Origin of the sequence: Paraburkholderia caffeinilytica, assembly GCF_003368325.1 — a bacterium.
Taxonomy (GTDB): domain Bacteria; phylum Pseudomonadota; class Gammaproteobacteria; order Burkholderiales; family Burkholderiaceae; genus Paraburkholderia; species Paraburkholderia caffeinilytica.
The window spans coordinates 2,057,408-2,076,673 of record NZ_CP031466.1 but is presented as its reverse complement, the minus strand read 5'-3'; the positions used below and the strand labels follow the sequence as shown (position 1 = coordinate 2,076,673).

General features: G+C 62.9%; 17 protein-coding genes. 9 read left to right on the top strand and 8 right to left on the bottom strand.

The genetic code is table 11. The features are described 5' to 3' along the window. Positions 1-72: 72 nt before the first annotated feature. Positions 73-438 carry an antibiotic biosynthesis monooxygenase family protein gene (locus tag DSC91_RS09230; protein WP_115777839.1) on the bottom strand — a complete coding sequence of 122 codons (366 nt, stop codon included), beginning with the start codon at positions 436-438 and terminating at the stop codon, positions 73-75. A 475-nt stretch (positions 439-913) separates the two neighbouring features. On the opposite strand from DSC91_RS09230, the gene DSC91_RS09225 reads away from it, so the two are divergent. Continuing rightward, complete coding sequence (locus DSC91_RS09225; RefSeq protein ID WP_115777838.1) at positions 914-2,626, top strand: SulP family inorganic anion transporter; 1,713 nt, start codon at positions 914-916, stop codon at positions 2,624-2,626. Positions 2,627-2,658: 32 nt separating this feature from the next. Here the strand turns inward: DSC91_RS09225 and DSC91_RS09220 are convergent, their stop codons facing one another. Then, positions 2,659-3,018, bottom strand: coding sequence for a hypothetical protein (locus DSC91_RS09220; RefSeq protein WP_115777837.1), 360 nt, complete (start codon positions 3,016-3,018; stop codon positions 2,659-2,661). A 69-nt stretch (positions 3,019-3,087) separates the two neighbouring features. Beyond that, positions 3,088-3,726 (bottom strand): LysE family translocator, encoded by a 639-nt coding sequence (locus DSC91_RS09215; RefSeq protein ID WP_115777836.1) that lies wholly within the window; start codon positions 3,724-3,726, stop codon positions 3,088-3,090. Here DSC91_RS09215 and DSC91_RS09210 point away from each other — a divergent pair. The 7 genes from DSC91_RS09210 (at position 3,725) to DSC91_RS09180 (ending at position 13,314) form a co-directional block, all read left to right on the top strand. Then, positions 3,725-3,916, top strand: coding sequence for a hypothetical protein (locus DSC91_RS09210; RefSeq protein WP_115777835.1), 192 nt, complete (start codon positions 3,725-3,727; stop codon positions 3,914-3,916). The genes DSC91_RS09215 and DSC91_RS09210 overlap by 2 nt on opposite strands. A 299-nt stretch (positions 3,917-4,215) precedes the next feature. Continuing rightward, on the top strand, positions 4,216-4,650 hold the full coding sequence (locus DSC91_RS09205; protein WP_115777834.1) for a VOC family protein: 435 nt from the start codon (positions 4,216-4,218) through the stop codon (positions 4,648-4,650). Between the two features lie 345 nt (positions 4,651-4,995). After that, positions 4,996-8,220 carry an efflux RND transporter permease subunit gene (locus tag DSC91_RS09200; protein WP_115777833.1) on the top strand — a complete coding sequence of 1,075 codons (3,225 nt, stop codon included), beginning with the start codon at positions 4,996-4,998 and terminating at the stop codon, positions 8,218-8,220. A 41-nt stretch (positions 8,221-8,261) separates the two neighbouring features. Then, positions 8,262-9,485 carry an efflux RND transporter periplasmic adaptor subunit gene (locus DSC91_RS09195; protein ID WP_115777832.1) on the top strand — a complete coding sequence of 408 codons (1,224 nt, stop codon included), beginning with the start codon at positions 8,262-8,264 and terminating at the stop codon, positions 9,483-9,485. A gap of 86 nt (positions 9,486-9,571) precedes the next feature. Next, complete coding sequence (locus DSC91_RS09190) at positions 9,572-11,128, top strand: efflux transporter outer membrane subunit (protein ID WP_115779766.1); 1,557 nt, start codon at positions 9,572-9,574, stop codon at positions 11,126-11,128. Between the two features lie 78 nt (positions 11,129-11,206). Then, positions 11,207-11,893, top strand: coding sequence for a heavy metal response regulator transcription factor (locus DSC91_RS09185; RefSeq protein ID WP_007176723.1), 687 nt, complete (start codon positions 11,207-11,209; stop codon positions 11,891-11,893). Further along, complete coding sequence (locus tag DSC91_RS09180; RefSeq protein ID WP_115777831.1) at positions 11,890-13,314, top strand: heavy metal sensor histidine kinase; 1,425 nt, start codon at positions 11,890-11,892, stop codon at positions 13,312-13,314. The genes DSC91_RS09185 and DSC91_RS09180 overlap by 4 nt, the downstream gene beginning before the upstream one ends. On the opposite strand, the gene dinB is transcribed toward DSC91_RS09180, so the two are convergent. From dinB to DSC91_RS09155, 5 genes are all read right to left on the bottom strand, one after another. Further along, a complete protein-coding gene (gene dinB, locus DSC91_RS09175; RefSeq protein ID WP_115779765.1) occupies positions 13,311-14,477 on the bottom strand; it encodes a DNA polymerase IV in 1,167 nt (388 codons plus the stop codon). The two genes, DSC91_RS09180 and dinB, sit on opposite strands and share 4 nt — an antisense overlap. Before the next feature lie 279 nt (positions 14,478-14,756). After that, positions 14,757-15,410 (bottom strand): hypothetical protein, encoded by a 654-nt coding sequence (locus tag DSC91_RS09170; protein ID WP_115777830.1) that lies wholly within the window; start codon positions 15,408-15,410, stop codon positions 14,757-14,759. A 435-nt stretch (positions 15,411-15,845) separates the two neighbouring features. After that, complete coding sequence (locus tag DSC91_RS09165) at positions 15,846-16,424, bottom strand: YceI family protein (RefSeq protein WP_115777829.1); 579 nt, start codon at positions 16,422-16,424, stop codon at positions 15,846-15,848. Positions 16,425-16,472: 48 nt separating this feature from the next. Continuing rightward, complete coding sequence (locus DSC91_RS09160) at positions 16,473-17,036, bottom strand: YceI family protein (RefSeq protein WP_115777828.1); 564 nt, start codon at positions 17,034-17,036, stop codon at positions 16,473-16,475. A gap of 120 nt (positions 17,037-17,156) precedes the next feature. Beyond that, complete coding sequence (locus DSC91_RS09155) at positions 17,157-17,711, bottom strand: cytochrome b (RefSeq protein ID WP_115777827.1); 555 nt, start codon at positions 17,709-17,711, stop codon at positions 17,157-17,159. A gap of 270 nt (positions 17,712-17,981) precedes the next feature. Here DSC91_RS09155 and DSC91_RS09150 point away from each other — a divergent pair, with 270 nt between their 5' ends. Continuing rightward, positions 17,982-19,232: an arsenic transporter gene (locus DSC91_RS09150; RefSeq protein ID WP_115777826.1), complete on the top strand. Its 1,251-nt coding sequence runs from the start codon at positions 17,982-17,984 to the stop codon at positions 19,230-19,232. The last annotated feature ends 34 nt before the right edge of the window (positions 19,233-19,266 follow it).

Below are 19,266 nucleotides of genomic sequence, written 5' to 3'. Positions count from 1 at the left end.
GGCTGGCGTGGTACGGGCTGATGGGTTACGTCGGCGTGGCGCTGCTCAAGAAAGCGAAATAAGGCCGCACTTTCATGGTGCGGGCGATACGGCCTCGGCAGACGGTGCATCGGGGCGCTGATGGACCGCAGCGGGATGCGCAAAGCCCGCATCGCCGTAAGTGCGCAGCACCTCGGAGATGATCACCTGATAGCCATCGAGCCAGTTCGCCTGCGCCGCTTTGGCTTCCAGGTGCGCGGGGTGCTGCATCAACGCCTGCAATGCGTCGAGCGACGCCCAGTAGTACACATTCGACGTCAGTCCGGTCGACGCGTTTTCCCACGCCTCTTCGCCGAGATAGCCGGGAATGGCCTTGGCGGCGCGGGCGATGGTCTCGTCGAGCCGGTAGAAGCGATCATCTAATTGCTTCGTCGCGAAGATGAAAGTTGACGTGTACATGGCGTAACCGGTTTGTAGGTGCATGAAGGGTTGGGCATCGTGGCGCTGCGTGTCGAGCGCGCATTTTTGCTCGTTATTTGCCGCGTTTTCAGGGGCGTTTTCACGCGGCGCCTATCTTACAGAATTGGCCGCGTTGTAATAGACCGCAACAGTGTATTGCGTTTTCCCTCATTTAATTCGCATCGCGATCGCTTAAACTTGGCAGTAACAAATTGTTACGGGGTGCGAGATGTTGGCCATGTTCATCATCGCCTGTCCGATCTGCATCGCCGCGCTGTTCGGCTTCGCGCGGCACGTGGATCCACTGACAGGGCAGTTCAGGCGCTAAGTCCAGAATGGCGCAGTTTCAGCGGCGGTGGTCGAACCATTGTCGGTTTCAGCCATTTTCTTTGGCCGATTAAAGCCACAACTCTTGCCTTGGCGTGCCGAGTCGCGGCACGATGCGCGATAACCTAAGTTTGGGGCACCATCGCGCATGCAGGATTTTCTGGCAAACATCACGACACGCCTTGGCGTACTGAAGGGCGTGCTTCCTTTGAACCGTGCCGCGGCAGCGCGCGATGCGCTGGCCGGCGTGCAGCTTGCGTCGATGGATATTCCGCAAGTGCTCGGCTATGCACGCATTGCCGGCATGCCGGCCGTTACCGGTCTTTACACGGTATTTCTGCCGCTTATCGCGTTTGCGTTCTTCGGCGCCTCGCGGCACCTCGTCGTGGCTGCCGATTCCGCTACCGCCACCATTTTCGCGAGCCGGCTCTCGACCATGGCGCCGGCGTCGAGTGCGGAGTATGCGGCGCTCGCCGGAATGGTCGCCTTGCTCACCGGCGTGCTTCTGCTCATCGCGCGGATCTTCAGGCTCGGTTTTCTCGCTGACTTTCTCTCTCGCACGGTGCTGGTCGGCTTTCTCGCCGGGGTCGGCGTGCAGGTCGGCATCGCCATGCTGGGCGACATGGTCGGCGTCCCCGGGCATGCCGCGCGCAGCATCGATCAACTCGCGCTCGTGGTGCGCGAGTCGGCCCGGATCAATCTGCCGACGCTCGCCATTTCCGCGCTGGTGGTGGTCTCCATTCTGGTTTGCAAGCGCTTTTTGCCGCGTGTGCCGGTGCCGTTGATCGCGGTCGTGGCGGGTATCGCCGCAAGCGATGTCTACGGCTTCGCGGCGCACGGCATTTCAGTGTTGGGGCCGGTGGCGGGGGGGCTGCCGCCGCTGCGCATGCCGTCGGTCACGTGGCAGCAACTGCTCGATCTGCTGCCGGTCGCCGCCTCGTGCTTCGTCATGATCGTCGCGCAGAGCGCCGCCGCGAGCCGGGTATTCGCGGAGCGTTATCACGAACCTGTCGATACCAATGCCGATCTGCTGGGGATTGCCGCTGCCAACGCCGCGGCGGCGTTTTCCGGCGCCTTCGTGGTGAACGGCAGTCCGACGCAAACCGCCATGGCCGATCGCGCCGGTACACGCAGCCAGTTCGCGCAGCTTGTGTTCGGGGTGGTGGTGGTTGTGGTGCTGCTGTTTTTCAGCCGCTTTTTGCAGTATCTGCCGCACTGCGTTCTGGCCAGCATCGTGTTTACGATCGCCATTGGCCTGATCAATCTGAATACGCTGTTTTCGATTCGCCGCGAAAGTCCCGGTGAATTCGCGCTGGCCGTGTTCACCGCGGCGGCCGTGGTGCTGATCGGTGTCGAGCACGGCATTCTGGTGGCCGTGGCGTTATCGCTGCTGCGGCATGTGCGGCATAGTTACCGGCCGCACACCATGATCCTCGTGCCCGGCGAAGGCGGCATCTGGGTGCCGGTGCCGGCCGCGCCCGGACTCGAGACCGCGCCGGGGCTGATCGTCTATCGCTTCGGCGCCGATCTGTTCTACGCGAACGACCACTTTTTCATCGACGACGCCCGTAGCCTGATCGATCAGGCGCCGAGTCCGGTGCGCTGGTTCGTGATCGACTCCGGCGCGATCACCGACCTGGACTATTCCGCCGCGCGTTCGGTCGGCGAGCTGTGCGCGGCGCTCAAGGCTAGCGGCGTGGAAGTGATTTTCGCGCGCGTGAACCAGTATCTGCATTCGGATATGAACCGGCATGGCATCACGCCGATCATCGGCGCCAACTGCATTTTCAACACCTTGCATGAGGCGCTGAGCATGGCAGGCGTCGAGCAGCCCGGTACGCAGGTCAAAGCCGCGTCGTAAAACGGCGGTTTGAGCAGGCGCGGCGGATGGCTTCAGGAATGCGGTTCTTCGTGAGCGAAGAAGTAGCCGGCAAAAAAGCATGCACCCGCGAGCAGGGCACCAAGCACGGCCACCGTATAAGCGAGCGCCGTACCGTGCCAAAGACTGTCGAACCACTGGTGAAGCTGCGCCATCACCACCGCCGCGTTGCCGCCGATGCGCTGCAGTTCGATCTGATAGCGCGGGTCTGCGATGCTGTACATGGAGACGGCGCTGTCGGGCGCCGGCGCCATGGCATAGAGGATCGCCGCGGCGATCAGGCCGGCGAGCAGCACGACGGCGCCCGCCAGATAAAGCCGTTTTTGCAAGGGCAGGCGATTCGCTGCCGGGTTCGGGTCGTTGCCACCGCTCATTGTGTCCGTGTGTCCGCTCGCGTCATCGGGATGACAGTATCGCAGAGCGGGCGCGTCCAGAAGGCGCGGCTAGCTTTTCGAAGTCAGCAGTTTGATTCCTGCAATGCCGAACATGACCGCGAGCGACCCGTCGAGCCAGCGACGGATCGCGACGTAGATGCGCCGTGCCGACGCGGTTGAAAACAGCACCGCGTAGCTGCTGAACACGGATACGCCGATCACCATGCAGCCGAGCACCACCGGCGCGGTGTGCGATGCGCCGCTGGCCGGCGACATGGCCAGTGAAACGATCGAAAGCCACACCAGAATCGCCTTCGGATTGGTGAGATGCAGGAGCAGGCCGCGCAGATAGAGCCGTTTGAGCGGCTCGCCATCGCGTGCGGTGGCGGTGGGCAGTTGTTCGGCGCTGAATGCCGAGCGCGCGGACTTGAAGCCGAGCCACAGCAGATAGAGGCCGCCGGCAACCCTGATCGCCACGAGGCATTCCGAGTACGTGGCGAGTACCGCCGACAAACCCAGCGACGCCAGCAATGCCCAGAAGAACGAGCCGGACACCACGCCGAGCGCGAAGGTCAGCGCGGATTTCCTGCCGGCGCTCATGGCCAGCGACATGATCGCGAGATTGCTCGGCCCCGGACTCGCCGTGCCGACGAAGTAGGCGCTATAGGCGATCAGGACATCGGCGGTGAGGAAGGAACTGGCGGTCATGGGCGTGTACACCTCGGCGGCGGGCAAACTGCGCCGCTCGTTGCGGCGCGGGGGAAACGCGTGGATCGATGCGCGGATCGATGCGCGGATCGATGCGCGCATCGATGCGCGAGCAACGATTCTGCCCGCCCGCGTGCGAATCTCACAGATACAGTTGACTGCCGGTGCAGCAGCACAATCGCGCTTTTGAGGGGCTGTTCCGGCTGCTCGGGTCATGCGGGCAACTCAGGCTGGATACTCAGCCGGCTCGGCGCCTTGGGCGCCAGCAGCACGAACGCTCAGTGACGAGCGTGCGCCGTTCGCTGAGCATGTTCAATCGATCGATTTTGGCGATAGTCAGGTCAAATATATATGGTTTTTCACCATTTTTAGTCGTGGTTAAAATTTGCCTCACGCGTGCGCTTTCCTGGACCCCTCCATGGACTGCTCCATGGGCCGCTCCATGAACCGCTACGCGAGCCCTCTTTCCTTTCTGCGAGTTTTCCCATCATGAGCGTTGCCGAAACCGTTTTGCCGCCGTTCCATCTGGCGTTTCCCGTGCATAGCCTGGCCGCCGCACGCGAGTTCTACGGCGAGTTGCTCGGCTGTCCGGAAGGGCGGAGTTCCCCGGACTGGATCGATTTCAACTTCTACGGCCATCAGATCGTCGCGCACCTCGCGCCCGAGGAAGTTGGCCACCGGCACACCAGCAAGGTCGACGGCGACGCGGTGCCGGTGCGCCACTTCGGCGCGGTGCTCTCGATGGCGCAATGGCAGGCCGCAGCGGACAAGCTGCAACAGGCCGGCATCGACTTCATCATCGAGCCGCATGTGCGCTTCAAGGGCGAGGTCGGCGAACAGGCGACGATGTTCTTCCTCGACCCGTCGGGCAACGCGCTGGAATTCAAGGCGTTTGCCGACATGTCGGCGTTGTTTGCGAAGTGATGCTTGCGACGTGATGCGGGTGCGAAGGTGGGGGGCAACCGCCTGCGCGGTGCCCATTCCATCTCGATCCGAACGCAACGCATTAGCATCGCGCAATAAAATCTAAGGGCATGTCTCGCATGAGTCTGGCGAGGCGTGTTTTTAATCGCCCCCTTAAAATCGCCTATCTCCACCTCATCAAACGTTTGCGTCTCATGATGTTGCGTGCGGGCGAAGCGCTGCCTATTCTTACATTAGCCTTCCTGACAATTTCGCCATTTTGGCGCCATGCAGGCGTTGGTGCTATGGATCTAGCATAGGCACGGATTCACCCATCCCTTACCTGCATTCTCTCGGGCGCGTTTCATGTGGATCGTCAACGTTGCGCTTAAGCGGCCATACACGTTCATCGTGATGGCCATTCTGATCTTGCTGGCGACGCCATTCGTGCTGTTGACCACGCCGGTCGACGTGCTGCCGGAAATCAATATTCCAGTGGTCAGCATCATCTGGAATTACACGGGCCTGTCGGCCGAAGACATGGCCAACCGCATCACGTCGGTCAACGAGCGCAGTCTGACCACCACGGTCAACGACATCGAGCATATTGAATCGCAGTCGCTGGCGGGCATCGCGATTCTCAAGGTGTTCCTGCAGCCCAACGCGAACATTCAGACCGCGATCGCGCAAACCGTGGCCGTCGAACAGGCGCAGCTCAGGCAGATGCCGCCGGGCGCGACGCCGCCTCTCGTGATCAGCTACTCGGCTTCCAGCATTCCGGTGATCCAGCTCGGCTTGTCGAGTCCGAAGCTCTCCGAGCAGGCGCTCAACGACACCGCGCTGAACTTCCTGCGGCCGCAACTGGTGACGATTCCGGGCGCGGCCGTGCCGTACCCGTACGGCGGCAAGTCGCGCTTGATCTCGGTCGACCTCGACACGCGCGCGTTGCTCGCAAAAGGACTGACGCCTTCGGACGTGGTCGGCGCGTTCAATGCGCAAAACCTGATTCTGCCGACCGGCACGGCCAAGATCGGGCCGAAGGAATACACGATCAACATGAACGGCTCGCCCGCCACGGTGGAAGGGCTCAACGACATCCCGGTGCGCACGGTCAACGGCGCGACGACGTATCTGCGTGAAGTCGCGCACGTGCGCGACGGCTTCTCGCCGCAGACCAATATCGTGCGGCAGGACGGACATCGCGGCGTGTTGATGTCGGTGCTGAAAAACGGCAGTGCGTCGACGCTCTCGATCGTCAATACGCTGCACGGCCTGCTGCCCGCCGCGCGCGCCGCGTTGCCGCCGGACCTGAACATCACCGCGCTATTCGATCAGTCGGTGTTCGTGAAGGCGGCGGTGCAGGGCGTGGTGCGCGAGGCGCTGATCGCCGCCGCGCTGACGGCCGCGATGATCCTGCTGTTCCTCGGCAATTGGCGCAGCACCTGCATCATCGCGATTTCGATTCCGCTGTCGATTCTGTCCTCGCTGATCGCCCTGCACGCGCTCGGGCAAACCATCAACATCATGACGCTGGGCGGCCTTGCACTGGCGGTCGGGATTCTGGTCGACGATGCGACGGTGACGATCGAGAACATCGAACGGCACCTGCATCTGGGCACGAATCTGCACGATGCGATTCTCGACGGCGCCGGCGAAATCGCGATCCCGGCGCTCGTCTCGACGCTGTGTATCTGTATCGTGTTCGTGCCGATGTTCTTCCTGACCGGCGTCGCGCGTTATCTGTTCGTGCCGCTTGCCGAAGCGGTGGTGTTCGCCATGCTCGCCTCGTACATTCTGTCGCGTACGCTGGTGCCGACGCTGGCCATGCTGCTGATGGGCCACGCGCACAAGCCGAAAACCGATGCCACGCCGAGTCTGTTCCGGCGCCTCTATCTGCGCTTCGATCGCGGCTTCGAGCGCATGCGCTCCACCTACATCATGATTCTCAGCAGCGTGCTGGTGCGGCGCGGCACCTTCGGCAGCCTGTTCCTCGGCTTCTGCGTGGTGTCGATGGGTCTGGTTTTCGTGCTCGGCGAGGACTTCTTTCCGAGCGTCGACGCAGGCGACATCCGTCTTCACATGCGTGCGCCGACCGGCACGCGGATCGAGGAAACCGCGCGTCTCGCGGACGAAGTCGAAAAGGTGATCCGCGAGGTCGTGCCGGCCGATGAACTCGGCACGATCCTCGACAACCTCGGTTTGCCCTATAGCGGGATCAATCTTTCGTATAGCAATGCGGGCACGATCGGCACGCTCGACGGCGAAATTCAGGTGGCCCTGAAAGAAGGCCACCGCCCGACGCAGATCTACATGGACAAACTGCGCACGATCCTGCCGCAGCGCTTTCCGGGCGTCGAGTTCTTCTTTCAACCGGCCGACATCGTCACGCAGATTCTCAACTTCGGCTTGCCCGCCGCCGTGGACGTGCAGATTTCCGGCGCGGATCAGCAGGGCAACTTCGACGTTGCGCGCAAGCTGCTGAAGCAGGTGCGGATGATTCCCGGCACCGTCGACACCCACATCCAGCAGAAACTGGACGAACCGGCGATCAATCTTCAGATGGATCGCACGCGCCTGCAGCAACTCAATCTGAGCGCGAGCAATGTGGCGCAAAATGTGCTCATTTCCTTGTCGGGCAGCTCGCAGACCTCGCCGGGTTTCTGGTTCAACAACAAGAACGGCGTCGAATACAGCGTCGCGGTGCAAACACCGCAGTATCAGATCTCGTCGATCGATGAGTTGTTGCGCACGCCTGTTTCGGGCTCGGCCACCGGTCCGACGCAACTGCTCGGCAACCTCGTGCGGGTCGCGCCGCAGAATCAGTTTGCAGTCGTCACGCACTACAACATCAGGCCGGTGATCGACCTGTACGTGAGCGTCGAAAAGCGCGACCTGGGCAGTGTGGCCGCGCAGGTCGACAAACTGGTGAACGACGTGCGCGCTTCGCTGCCGCGCGGTAGCCAGATCACCTTGCGCGGGCAGGTGCAGACCATGCGCACTTCGTTCTTCGGTCTCGGGATCGGCGTGGCGATGGCCATCGTGCTGGTGTATCTGCTGATCGTGGTGAATTTCCAGTCGTGGGTCGATCCGCTGATCATTGTCAGCGCATTGCCCGCGGCACTGGCGGGTATCGTATGGATGCTGTTCCTGACCGGCACGCATTTGAGCGTGCCCGCCTTGACGGGCGCGATCATGACGATGGGCGTCGCCACCGCCAACAGTATTTTGATGGTGTCGTTCGCGCGTCAGCGGCTCTCCACCGGTGCGCCGCCGCTCACCGCCGCGCTCGAAGCGGGGGCGAGCCGGATCAGGCCGGTGCTGATGACGGCGTTCGCGATGATCATCGGCATGATTCCGATGGCGCTCGGGCTCGGTGAAGGCGCCGAGCAGAACGCGCCGCTCGGCCGCGCCGTGATCGGTGGATTGTTGTTCGCCACCGTGTCCACGCTGTTTTTCGTGCCACTGGTGTTCGCGGGCATTCATACGCGCCTCGCGCGGCGCCACCGCGACGATGACGACACGGACACCACCGGCGGCCACGGCAACGACGGCCCCGCGCCGGACCACGGCGGCGCAGGCAAGCCCGCGTAACGTTCAATGTAAATGACGGCTGACTGAGATGGCTGACTGAGATGACCGAAAAAACTCATGCATCGCTGGCGATTTCCGCGCGAGAAACCGAAGATGGCCGTGTCTTGCCGCCGCGCAATCGCGAATGGAAGCGCGCCAAAATCGCCATCTGGATCGTGCTGGCGCTGCTCGCCGTGGGCGCGTTGCGCACGGTGATCGCGAATGTTCTGCAAAGCCGCTCGGTCGCCGAGACGACGAAGCAGAACGCCACGCAGTATGTGAACGTGGTGAGCCCGGCGCAAACGGAGGGGAGTGGCAACACCTTGTTGCCGGGCACGTTGCGCGGCTATGTCGAATCGCCGATCTATGCGCGCTCCACCGGCTATCTGCTGCACTGGTACGCCGATATCGGCACGCGCGTGAAGCAGGGCCAACTGCTCGCCGATCTGGATACGCCCGAGATCGATCAGGAACTCGCGCAGGCGTTGGCGCAGCGCGAGCAAACCCGTTCGAGTCTCGGCCTCGCCAAATCCTCGCTGGAACGCTGGCAGCAGCTGCGGCAACGCGATGCGGTCTCGCAGCAGGAACTCGACGAGCGGCAGAGCACCTACACGCAGGACATCGCCAATCTCGCCGCCGCCGACGCCAACGTAAAACGCCTGCAGCAACTCGAATCGTTCAAGCGCATCGTCGCGCCGTTTGCGGGCGTGGTCACGCAGCGCAATGTCGACGTCGGCGATCTGATCGACGCGGGCAGCGGCACGAGCCGCGCGCTGTTCGCGCTGGCGCAGTCGGATCCGTTGCGGGTCTATGTGCAACTGCCGCAGGCGTACGCGCAGAACGTGTCGGTCGGGCAGAAGGTGGTGGTCACGCAGGCCGAATTGCCGGGCCAGCAGTTCCACGGCACGATCACGCACATCTCCGGCGCGATCGACGTGCCGACCCGCTCGTTGCAGGTCGAAGTGACCTTGCCGAATCCCGACGACAAGCTGAGACCCGGTGCGTATGTGCAGGTGGCCGTGCCGGCGGCGGCCCATGCGCAACTGATGGTGCCGGGCAATGCGCTGCTGTTTCGCGCCGAAGGTCCGCGGCTCGCGGTGGTCGATGCGAGCGGCAAGGTGGCGCTGCGCAAGATCGTGATTGCGCAGGATCTGGGGCAGTCGCTCGAAATCGAAAGCGGGATCGAGGCGAACGACAGGATCATCATCAACCCGAGCGATTCGATCGCGGACGGCGATCACGTGCAGATTGCGCAACCGCAGAAGAGCGGCAAGGGGGCGTCGTGATCGTGAAGCACGCGGGCGCTGGTCGAGCACGAACGACGCTGATGTCGCGAACCGGGCGAACTGCGCGCACCGGGCGCACTTCGCGCATGGCGCTCGCGGCCGCCGCGAGCGCGGCTTTGCTGGCGGCGTGCACAGTCGGCCCGGATTATCAGCGGCCGCAAGCCGAGGTGCCGCCGATCTGGCAGACCGATTCGTACTGGCGCGTCGCGGCGCCTTCGCATGCGCCGATTTCGCTGGACTGGTGGAGCGCGTTCGGCGATCCGACGCTCGGTACGCTGGAAACGCAGGCGCTCGCGCAGAATCAGACACTGGCCGCGGCGAGCGCGCACTACGCCCAGGCCAAGGCGACGCTCGCGAACACCCGTGCGCAGCAGATTCCTGAAGTCGATCTGGGGGCGTCCGGATCGCGCTTCAGAATTTCGCATGATCGCCCGCTGACCAATTACGGCACGCCCACGACGTCGACGGTGCAGAACAATCTGCAACTCGGCTCGACGATCAACTACGACACCGATCTATTCGGCCGGATACGTCGTGAAGTGGAAGGCGCCACGGCCTCCGCGCAGCAATCGGCTGACGATCTCGCCAACGCACGGCTCGTCCTCACCACCGAACTCGCCACAAACTATTTCTCGCTGCGTGAACTCGATGCCGAGATCGACGTGCTGAATCAATCGGTGAAACTGCAGCAAAGGGCACTCGATTACGTCACCGCGGAGCACGACCTCGGCGCGGTGTCCGGGCTCGACGTGTTGCAGCAGAAATCGTTGCTCGATTCGACGCGCGTGCAGGCGCAACTCCTGCTGAATCAGCGGGCGCAGTTTGAACATGCGATTGCCGCGCTGGTCGGCGTGCCCGCGCCGCAGTTCGCCATCGAGCCCAAAGTGCTCGACGCGCCGGTACCGGCGATTCCGCTGGGCTTGCCGAGCGACGTATTGCAACGACGCCCGGATGTCGCATCGGCGGAGCGCGCGATGGCCGCGGCGAACGCGCAGATCGGCGTCGCCAGGGCGGCGTTCTTTCCGAGCCTGACGCTGACGCCGAGCATCGGCTGGCAAAGCACGCAGTTTGCGAGCCTGCTGAGCGCGCCGACGCTGGCGTGGACGCTCGGCGCGACCGTCGGCCAGGTGTTGTTCGACGGCGGCCGGCGCGCGGCGAACGTGCAATTTGCGAGCGAAGGCTACAAGGCCACCGAAGCAAACTACCGGCAAACCGTGCTCAACGCGTTCCAGCAGGTGCAGGACGGCATCACGGGCCTCTCTGTTCTCGACGGCGCGGCGAAGCAGTCGCACGAGGCGGTGACCGATGCGCAGCATCTGCTGGCGCTTGCCAACGACCGTTATTCGGGTGGCCTCGTCGCCTATCTCGACGTCATCACCGCGCAGCAGTCGTTGCTCAACAGCGAGCGTCAGGACGTGCAGATCCACGGCCAGCAGATGACCGTCTCGGTTGCGTTGGTGAAGGCGCTGGGCGGCGGCTGGGATGCCGGCACGAACCTGTCGGGCGCGCAGCCGCCCGGTGATACATCGAACGCGGCGAACGTAGCGAGTGCGGCGAACATATCTAACGTAGCGAGTGCCTCGAACGTAGCGAACACACCGAACGCGGCGGACACGAAGGAGGCGATGGCTCCCGCGAAGTGAGCCGCCCGACCATGACACGGCCAGACAGGAAAGAGGAAGACGAGGCGTTTCGTATAATGCAGGCACTAGGGGACGCGCATGAAATTGCTGATCGTTGAAGACGAGCACAAGGTGGTGGACTACCTGCGCTCCGGTTTGACGGAGCAGGGCTGGGTCGTCGACGTGGCGCTCGACGGCGAGGAAGGCATGCATCTGGCCACGGAATTCGATTACGACGTGATCGTCCTCGATGTCATGCTGCCCAAACGCGACGGCTTCAGCGTGCTGAAGGCGCTGCGCATGCGCAAGTCGACGCCGGTCATCATGCTGACCGCCCGCGATCACGTGAACGACCGCGTGCGCGGTCTGCGCGAAGGCGCCGACGACTACCTCACCAAACCCTTTTCCTTTCTCGAACTGGTCGAGCGGCTGCATGCTCTCGCGCGCCGCACGCGTTCGCAGGAGTCGACGCTGATTTCCGTCGGCGATCTGTTCGTCGATCTGATCGGACGGCGCGCCACCCGCGATGGCGTGCGCCTCGATCTGACCGCCAAGGAATTCCAGTTGCTAAGCGTGCTGGCGCGCCGGCAAGGCGACATTCTCTCGAAGACCGCCATTACCGAACTTGTGTGGGACGTCAACTTCGACAGTCATACGAACGTGGTCGAAACCGCGATCAAACGGCTGCGCGCCAAGCTCGACGGCCCGTTTCCCTCCAAGCTGCTGCACACCGTGCGCGGGATGGGCTACGTGCTCGAAGTGCGTGAAGAGGCAGAGCAATCATGAACCGTTCAATCGCGCGCCGTCTTGCGCTGATGTTCGCACTCGTGGCGCTATTGGTGTTCACGCTGGTCGGCACCGGGCTGTTCCTGATATTGCGCACGCAGCTCGAACACCATTTGCGCGAGTCGCTCGACGATCGCACCGAGATCGCGCGCATCATCGTCTATCACGCAGTGACGCCGGACAAGTGGCGCATGGCCCGCGAAAAGCTCACCGACATGATGCCGCACGACGGCAGCACCGTGTACGCGGTGTCGAGCAGCGATCCGTATTTCCACTATGGCAAGCCCGTCGAGGGGCCGGTGGTGTCGATCTGGCAAGGCGGCTACACGAAGATTTCGCCGCTCGGCGGCGGCGCGGACATGCTGACCATCAACGTGACGATACCGGCTTACGGCGCCCGCCCACCCGTGCAATTGCAGGTCGCCGCCAGTTGTTTGCCGAACACCCGCACCATGCGCGTGTTCGGCTCGGCGCTCGCCGCGCTGTCCGCATTGGGCAGTCTCGCCGTGCTGCTGCTGAGTTATTCGGTTACGCGGCTCGGTCTTGCGCCATTGACGCGCCTGACGAGAGATGCGTCCGCAGTGAGCCCGAATAACCGCTCGCAACGTCTGAACACGGCCTCGCTGCCGCTCGAATTGAACGATCTGGCCAACTCGTTCAACGGCGCGCTCGAACGTCTGGACGGCGCATACGGCCGCCTCGAATCGTTCAACGCGGACGTCGCCCATGAATTGCGCACGCCGGTGACGATTCTGATCGGCCAGACCGAAGTGGCGTTGACACGCAATCGTTCGGTCGACGATTTGCGCCACACGCTGCAATCGAATCTCGAAGAGTTCGAACGCATGCGCGCGATCATCAACGACATGCTGTTCCTCGCTCGCGCCGACCAGGGCGAACGCGCGACGGGCCTCGTCGAGGTGTCGCTGGCCGCGGAAGTGGCGCATACGCTGGAGTTTCTGGAGATTCCGCTGGAAGAAGCACGCGTGCATGCGCAATTGCGCGGCGATGCGGTGGCGCGTGTGAACCGCTCGCTGTTCGGCCGCGCCTGCACGAATCTGCTGATGAACGCGATCCAGCACTGCGCGCCCGGCGCGGCGATTACGGTGACGATCTCGGATGCAGCGGATCAGTTGCGCGTAGCGGTCGCCAACCCGGGCGAGCCGATCGAGCCGGCCGTGCTCGAACATCTGTTCGACCGGTTCTATCGCGCGGAAGTGTCGCGCACCAATAGCCGCGAAAACCACGGACTCGGTCTCGCGATCGTGAAGGCGATTGCCGAGATGCATCGCGGCACGGTGTCGGCGGAAAGCGCGAACGGCGTCAACACGTTTGCGTTTTCGATTGCGGCGCCGAGAGTGGAAGCCGGCTTGCCGGCGGCGCGCACGAATGCCGGGGTTCCTGCGGAAGCGGCAGGTTAATCGTCGCCGGTAAAAGGCAAGTCGGCCTGAACCGGTACGCGCTGCTTCACCGGCAGCGCATTGGCAGGCGTCAATGCGCTCACGCGCACGCCTAGCAGCCGCAGCTTGCGGGTCAGTTCCACCCGTTTCAGACACTCGGTTGCGGCGCGCCGGATCTCGGCGGCGTCGGCGGTCGGCTCGTCGAGCGTCAGATCGCGCGTGACGGTGCGGAAATCGTCGTAGCGCAGCTTGATGCCCACGGTGCGGCCCACATAGCCCTTCCTCACCAGATCTTCGGCGACCCGCACGCACAAGCCGGTAAACGAACTGGACAGGGCCGGGCGGTCATGGCGGGGATGCAGATCGCGTTCGAAGGTCGTCTCGCGGCTCATCGACTTGGGCTCCGATTCGACCACGACCGGCCGCTCGTCGTAGCCTTGGGCGACTTGCATGAGCCACGCCGAATAGCTGCGCCCGAAGTGGTCCTGCAGCAGACCTGCGTCCGCTGCCGCCAGATCGCCGACCGTGGCGAGGCCGAGCGCGGTCAATTTTTCCGCGGCCTTCGGCCCGATTCCATTGACCTTGCGCACCGGCAACGGCCACACGCGCAACGGCACATCCGCGGGCGTGAGGATCGTCAGGCCGTCGGGTTTGTCGAGTTCGGAACCGATCTTCGCCAGCAGCTTGTTCGGCGCCACGCAAATGGAGCAGGTGAGGCCGGTTGCCTGATTGACGGCCTGCTTGATGCGCGCGGCGATCTCGCGCGGCTCGCCCGGCACATCGGTGAGGTCGATATAGATTTCGTCGATGCCGCGGTCTTCGATCCGGTCGGTGAAGGTGGCGACCGCCGCTTTGAACAGCCTCGAGTAGTGGCGGTACGACTCGAAGTCGGTGGGCAGCAGAATCGCTTCCGGTGCGAGCGCGGCGGCTTTCATCATGCCCATCGCGGAGAACACGCCGAGCGCGCGGGCTTCATAGGTGGACGTGGTCACCACGCCGCGGCCCGCATAATCGCGCAGCTTCGCAAAGCGGCGGCTGCCGTCTTCAAGCGTTTGCGGCACGCCATTGCGGCCGCCGCCGATCACCACCGCCTTGCCGCGCAGTTCGGGATAGCGCAAGAGTTCGACGGACGCGTAGAACGCGTCCATGTCCAGGTGCGCGATGCGGCGGCTTGCAGAACTCATGGATGGCGGAAACGGGCGACGGTGCGTGCGGCATGCATCACAGTCGATGCGCGTGCCCGTCGCCTTGTCTTGTGGTTTGCTGCGCCGGGCGTTCGCTTGCAAGCAACGGGCATGCCGCTCGCCGGACGTCAAACCGTCATATTACCTTGCTCCGCCGCGCGAGGTGCCTGCGATATCGCACCGGGCAGTCATCTCCGATACGTCCCGGCAACTGGCGGCGTCGCGCAGGCGCACTACGTTCTGCCGTTACGTTAAAGACGAATCCGGAAAAGCGCCCGCTCAGAAACGGTAGCTCACGCCGATCTGCACGACCGGATACAGCTTGTAGCGCTCGACCTTGTTGCTGATGTTCTGTTCTTCCTGGTCGATGTTCGCCTGTGTCGTGAGTTGCGCGTAGATCTGCGGCACGTTGTACGTCGTGCGCGGGCGACCGTAGGCCACGCCGAGATCGAACGTCAGGCCGAAACCCTTCGAAACCGGCTTGTGGCCGTAACCGATGCCGAGGTAGGGCATGACGTGCGGCAGTGTGATGGTGGTGGACGGCGCGGCGCCCACGGCCGGCACGAAGTCGTCGCCGATCTTGTAGTTGCCTTGCGCGTTCGGCACTGCGTGGGCCGTCAGTTCGTCGTCGTTGATCAGGGCGCCGGCCGTCACGCGAAAACCGCTTGAGGAAAACGGAAACAGATCGAGATACAGGCCGCCTTGCAGCAGCTTGAGATGGCCGTCGTAGTCGTTGCCGCTGACGTTGACCGAATGCGAGAAGCCGAGCCCTTCGAATTCCGCGTGCACGCCGGCCCACGAGGCCAACGGCAGCGCCGCGCCGACACCCGCGCCGAGCGTGCCGCCGTGTACGTAGACTTCCTGTGCCTGCACCGATCCTGCGATCACTATCGACACTGCCGCGACCAGAGCCGCATTTTTCACCTGATTCACCGCACTGTCTCCAGTAAAGAGTCATTCCCGTGCTGGCGACTTTACGGTTTAACCTTGCGGTTCAAATCGGAGAAAAGCGGGCAGTTATGGCGACTCTTCGCGCTCAAGTTTTGGCGCGCGGAGAAACGGAGGAGTTGACCGGCCACTTCCCGCAAACAGGCAGCCAGACGCGGCCTATTGATCAGACGAGTCGTGTTTTTGAAGGGCTATTCGACGGATCGCGCGTATTGTCTGGACGAATCGACAGTCAGCACAACGGCGACGTTGAACGAGCAGACGGGGAGCGAGACGGAAAGCGCGGATGACCACCGTATTCCGGCGGGCGGCCGGGTGGGGACATGGCTTGGTGCGGATAGCGGGCGCGGGCTGCGGCAACGTGGCGGGTTCTCCACGCGTTGCCGCAACCGCCTGACGCAGGCTGCTGAGAGCTTGCTATTACTGCTTGATGCCTTCAGCCTGAATATGCAGCGTGGTCAGCATCTTGAAACCGTAGGTCTTGCCGAAGTCGACGCCGAAATCGTCGCGGTTGAACGTCGCGGTCGATTCGGTGCCGCACACTTCGCGCTTGAGCATCGGGTTCATGAAGCACTTGAACGAGTCGATCTTCAGGTTGACCGGCTTGGTCACGCCATGCATGGTCAGCGTGCCGATCACTTCCACCGGCTTGTCGCCGTCGAAGCGGACTTGCGTGCCCTTGTAGGTCGCGGTCGGGTACTTGGTTGCGTCGAAGAACTTGTCCGTGACCAGTTCCGAGTCGAGCTTGTCGTTACCGATATCCACCGAGCTCATATCGATCGTCACGTCCACCGTGCCGGTCTTCGCCACGCGGTCCAGCACCACGGCGCCGCTGCTCTTGTTGAACTTGCCGCGCCATGTCGACAGTCCGCCGAAGTGGTCGGTCTCGAAGCTCGGGTAGGTGTGCGTCGGGTCAAGCTGATACGTATCGATGGCCATTGCGTTGAACGACATGGCTGCGGCGAGTGCGCCGGCGGCGAGCAAAAGTTGTTTTTTCAAGGAGTTCTCCAGGGTTCAGACAGTGTTGTGATACTTCAGTGTGTTCCGTTACTTCTTCGAAGCGACGATGTGAAATTTGATGACGACTTCATCGGCGACCACCGACGTGTCTTTCCATTCGCCGGTGCCGACATCGAACTGCGAACGTTTGATCGGCAATGCGCCGTCGAAAGTTTGCGTGTTGCCCTGGCTGCCGATGGTGACCGGCACCACGACGGTCTGCGATTTACCTTTGATGGTGAGCTTGCCGGTGATCTTGTACTGATTGCCGCCGGCCGGCGCGATCGCGCTCGAGACGAAGGTCGCGGCCGGATAGGTCGCGCTATCGAACCATTCCTTGCCTTGGGCCTGCTTGTTGTAGTCGTCCGCACCGAGGTCGTAGCTGCCGGTGTCGATCGACACGTTGGCGCTGCCGGCGGTCGGCTTGGCCGGATCGAAATTCAGCTGCGCCGAGAACTTCTTGAACTTGCCGTCCACCGGCACGTTCATCTGCTTCGTCGTGGCGATGACGGTACTTTTGCCAGCGTCGACGTCGGCGTGCGCAAGGCCGGCGCCGAACAATGAGAAGGCGGCGACGCCGGCCAGAATGGAGTGATAAAAGTTTGATTTCATAGTGGTACGCATCCTATCGAACCCACGCGCGCGGATTGCGCACCGTTGGGAATTAGATTGCCAACAGGCTGTAGCCAATCGCCTGCTACTCGCCTCGGCTGCTTGCCTGCTACGCCTGTGTTATTTGAGGAACGGAATCATCCGCGCGAGTAGTCCGTCGCGATCGACAAACTGATGCTTGAGCGCCGCGAGTACATGCATGACGACGAGTGCCAGCAGCGTGTAGTTGAGCAGTATGTGGACCGTGCGCAGGCTTGCCTTGAGCGCCTGGTCCGGGCCGATGAAGGTGGGCAGCGGCACGATGCCGAGGTACACCACCTGAATGCCCGCGGCCGAGCTATAGAAGTAGCCGGACAGCGGAATCGCCAGCATCAGCACGTAGAGCACGCCGTGCACGAGATGGGCGGCGGCCTTCTGCCATGTGGGCGTTGCGCTGTCGAGCGTCGGTGCGCGGTGAGTGGCGCGCCACAGCACGCGCGCCACGGCCAGCACGAAGACCGTCACGCCGATCCATTTGTGCCATGAGAAATACTTCAGCTTGGTGGGCGTAAATCCGGGGATATCGGTCATGATCCAGCCGATATAGAAACCGCCGATGATCAGCAATGCGATTAGCCAGTGCAGCGCGACGGCTGGGCCGCTGTAGTGCTGGATATCTGAAGGACGGGGATTCATTGGTTCATGCTCACTATTCGTGGTGCTTGCCGCGTGCGGTATGTCGCGTGTAAATGCGGATAGTAGGGATGTCAATGAAAACTGAATAGACGGGCAGAAGAGAACAGATTGTTCTAGCGGTGACGCTAATGCGAATGAAATGAAGGCGCGTGGCGGCCTGAATGGTGTGGCACACAACTTGCCGGGTGCGGTCTCCGCTGCATTCCGGTCATGGGTTATGCTGCGCATCCGTACCACGCTCGCGCACAACCAGAATCCAGGACTTACCAGGTGCATTCCATTTTTCTATCTTGGGGTATTGCCCTAGCCGCCACGGCCGGCGTCATCACCCGGCCGTTCAAATGGCCCGAGGCCGTATGGGCCGTCGCCGGTGCGTTATTGCTCGTGTCGCTGCGCCTGCTTCCCGTCGATCTGGCACTCGAGGCAATCGGCAAAGGCACGGATGTCTACCTCTTCCTGTTCGGCATGATGCTGCTATCGGAAGTCGGGCGCCGCGAAGGTCTGTTCGACTGGGTCGCCGTGTTCGCGGTCAATCACGCCAAAGGCTCGCCGAGAAAGCTCTTTCTGCTGGTGTACCTGGTGGGCGTGGTCATCACCGCCTTCCTTTCCAATGACGCCACCGCGGTCGTCCTCACGCCGGCCGTTTTTGCCGCCGCCAAAAAAGCGAAGACGCATCCGTTGCCCTTACTCTTCATCTGCGCGTTCATTGCGAATGCCGCGAGCTTCGTGCTGCCGATCTCGAATCCGGCGAATATCGTGCTGTACGGCAATCACACGCCCGCGCTCGGCGCCTGGCTGATGCGCTTCACGCTGCCTTCATTGCTGTCGATCGTTGCGACCTACGTGCTGTTGCGCTGGACCCAGCGCGAAGCGCTCGCCGGCACCTGCGAGGCCGATCTCGAGCCGCTCGAGCTCTCGTCGAGCGGGCGCGTTGCGCTGGCGGGCATCGCGGTGACGGCCGTCGTGCTGTTGACCGTGTCCGCCTACGATGTTCCGCTTGGCCTGCCTACCGCGATACTCGGTGCGCTAACCGCCGCGGTCGTGCTGATCCAGGAGCGCAAATCGCCGCTGCCGATGATCCAGGACATATCGTGGAGCGTGCTGCCGCTGGTCGCCGCCCTGTTTGTGCTGGTCGAAATGCTCGATCACACGGGCGTCATCAGAACACTCGTCAATCTGCTGCAAGACGCGACGCAACACAGCGAAAGCACGACGGCCGGCTGGGCAGGCAGCCTCATTGCGATCGGCAGCAATCTGATGAACAACCTGCCGGCGGGTCTGATCGCCAGTTCGACGGTGACGCAGGCGCACAGTCCGGAGCGTGTGATCGATGCGCTCCTGATCGGCGTCGATCTGGGGCCGAACCTGTCGATCACCGGCTCGCTCGCCACGATCCTCTGGCTCAACGCCATTCGCCGCGAAGGCGAGGACGTGAGCTTCATGAAGTTCCTGAAGGTCGGGATTGTCGTGATGCTGCCGGCCCTCGCGCTCGCGCTGGCCGCGCGGATCCTGATTGCCTGAGGGGGCGAGCGCGGCATGCGGCGGCCGCCTCGCC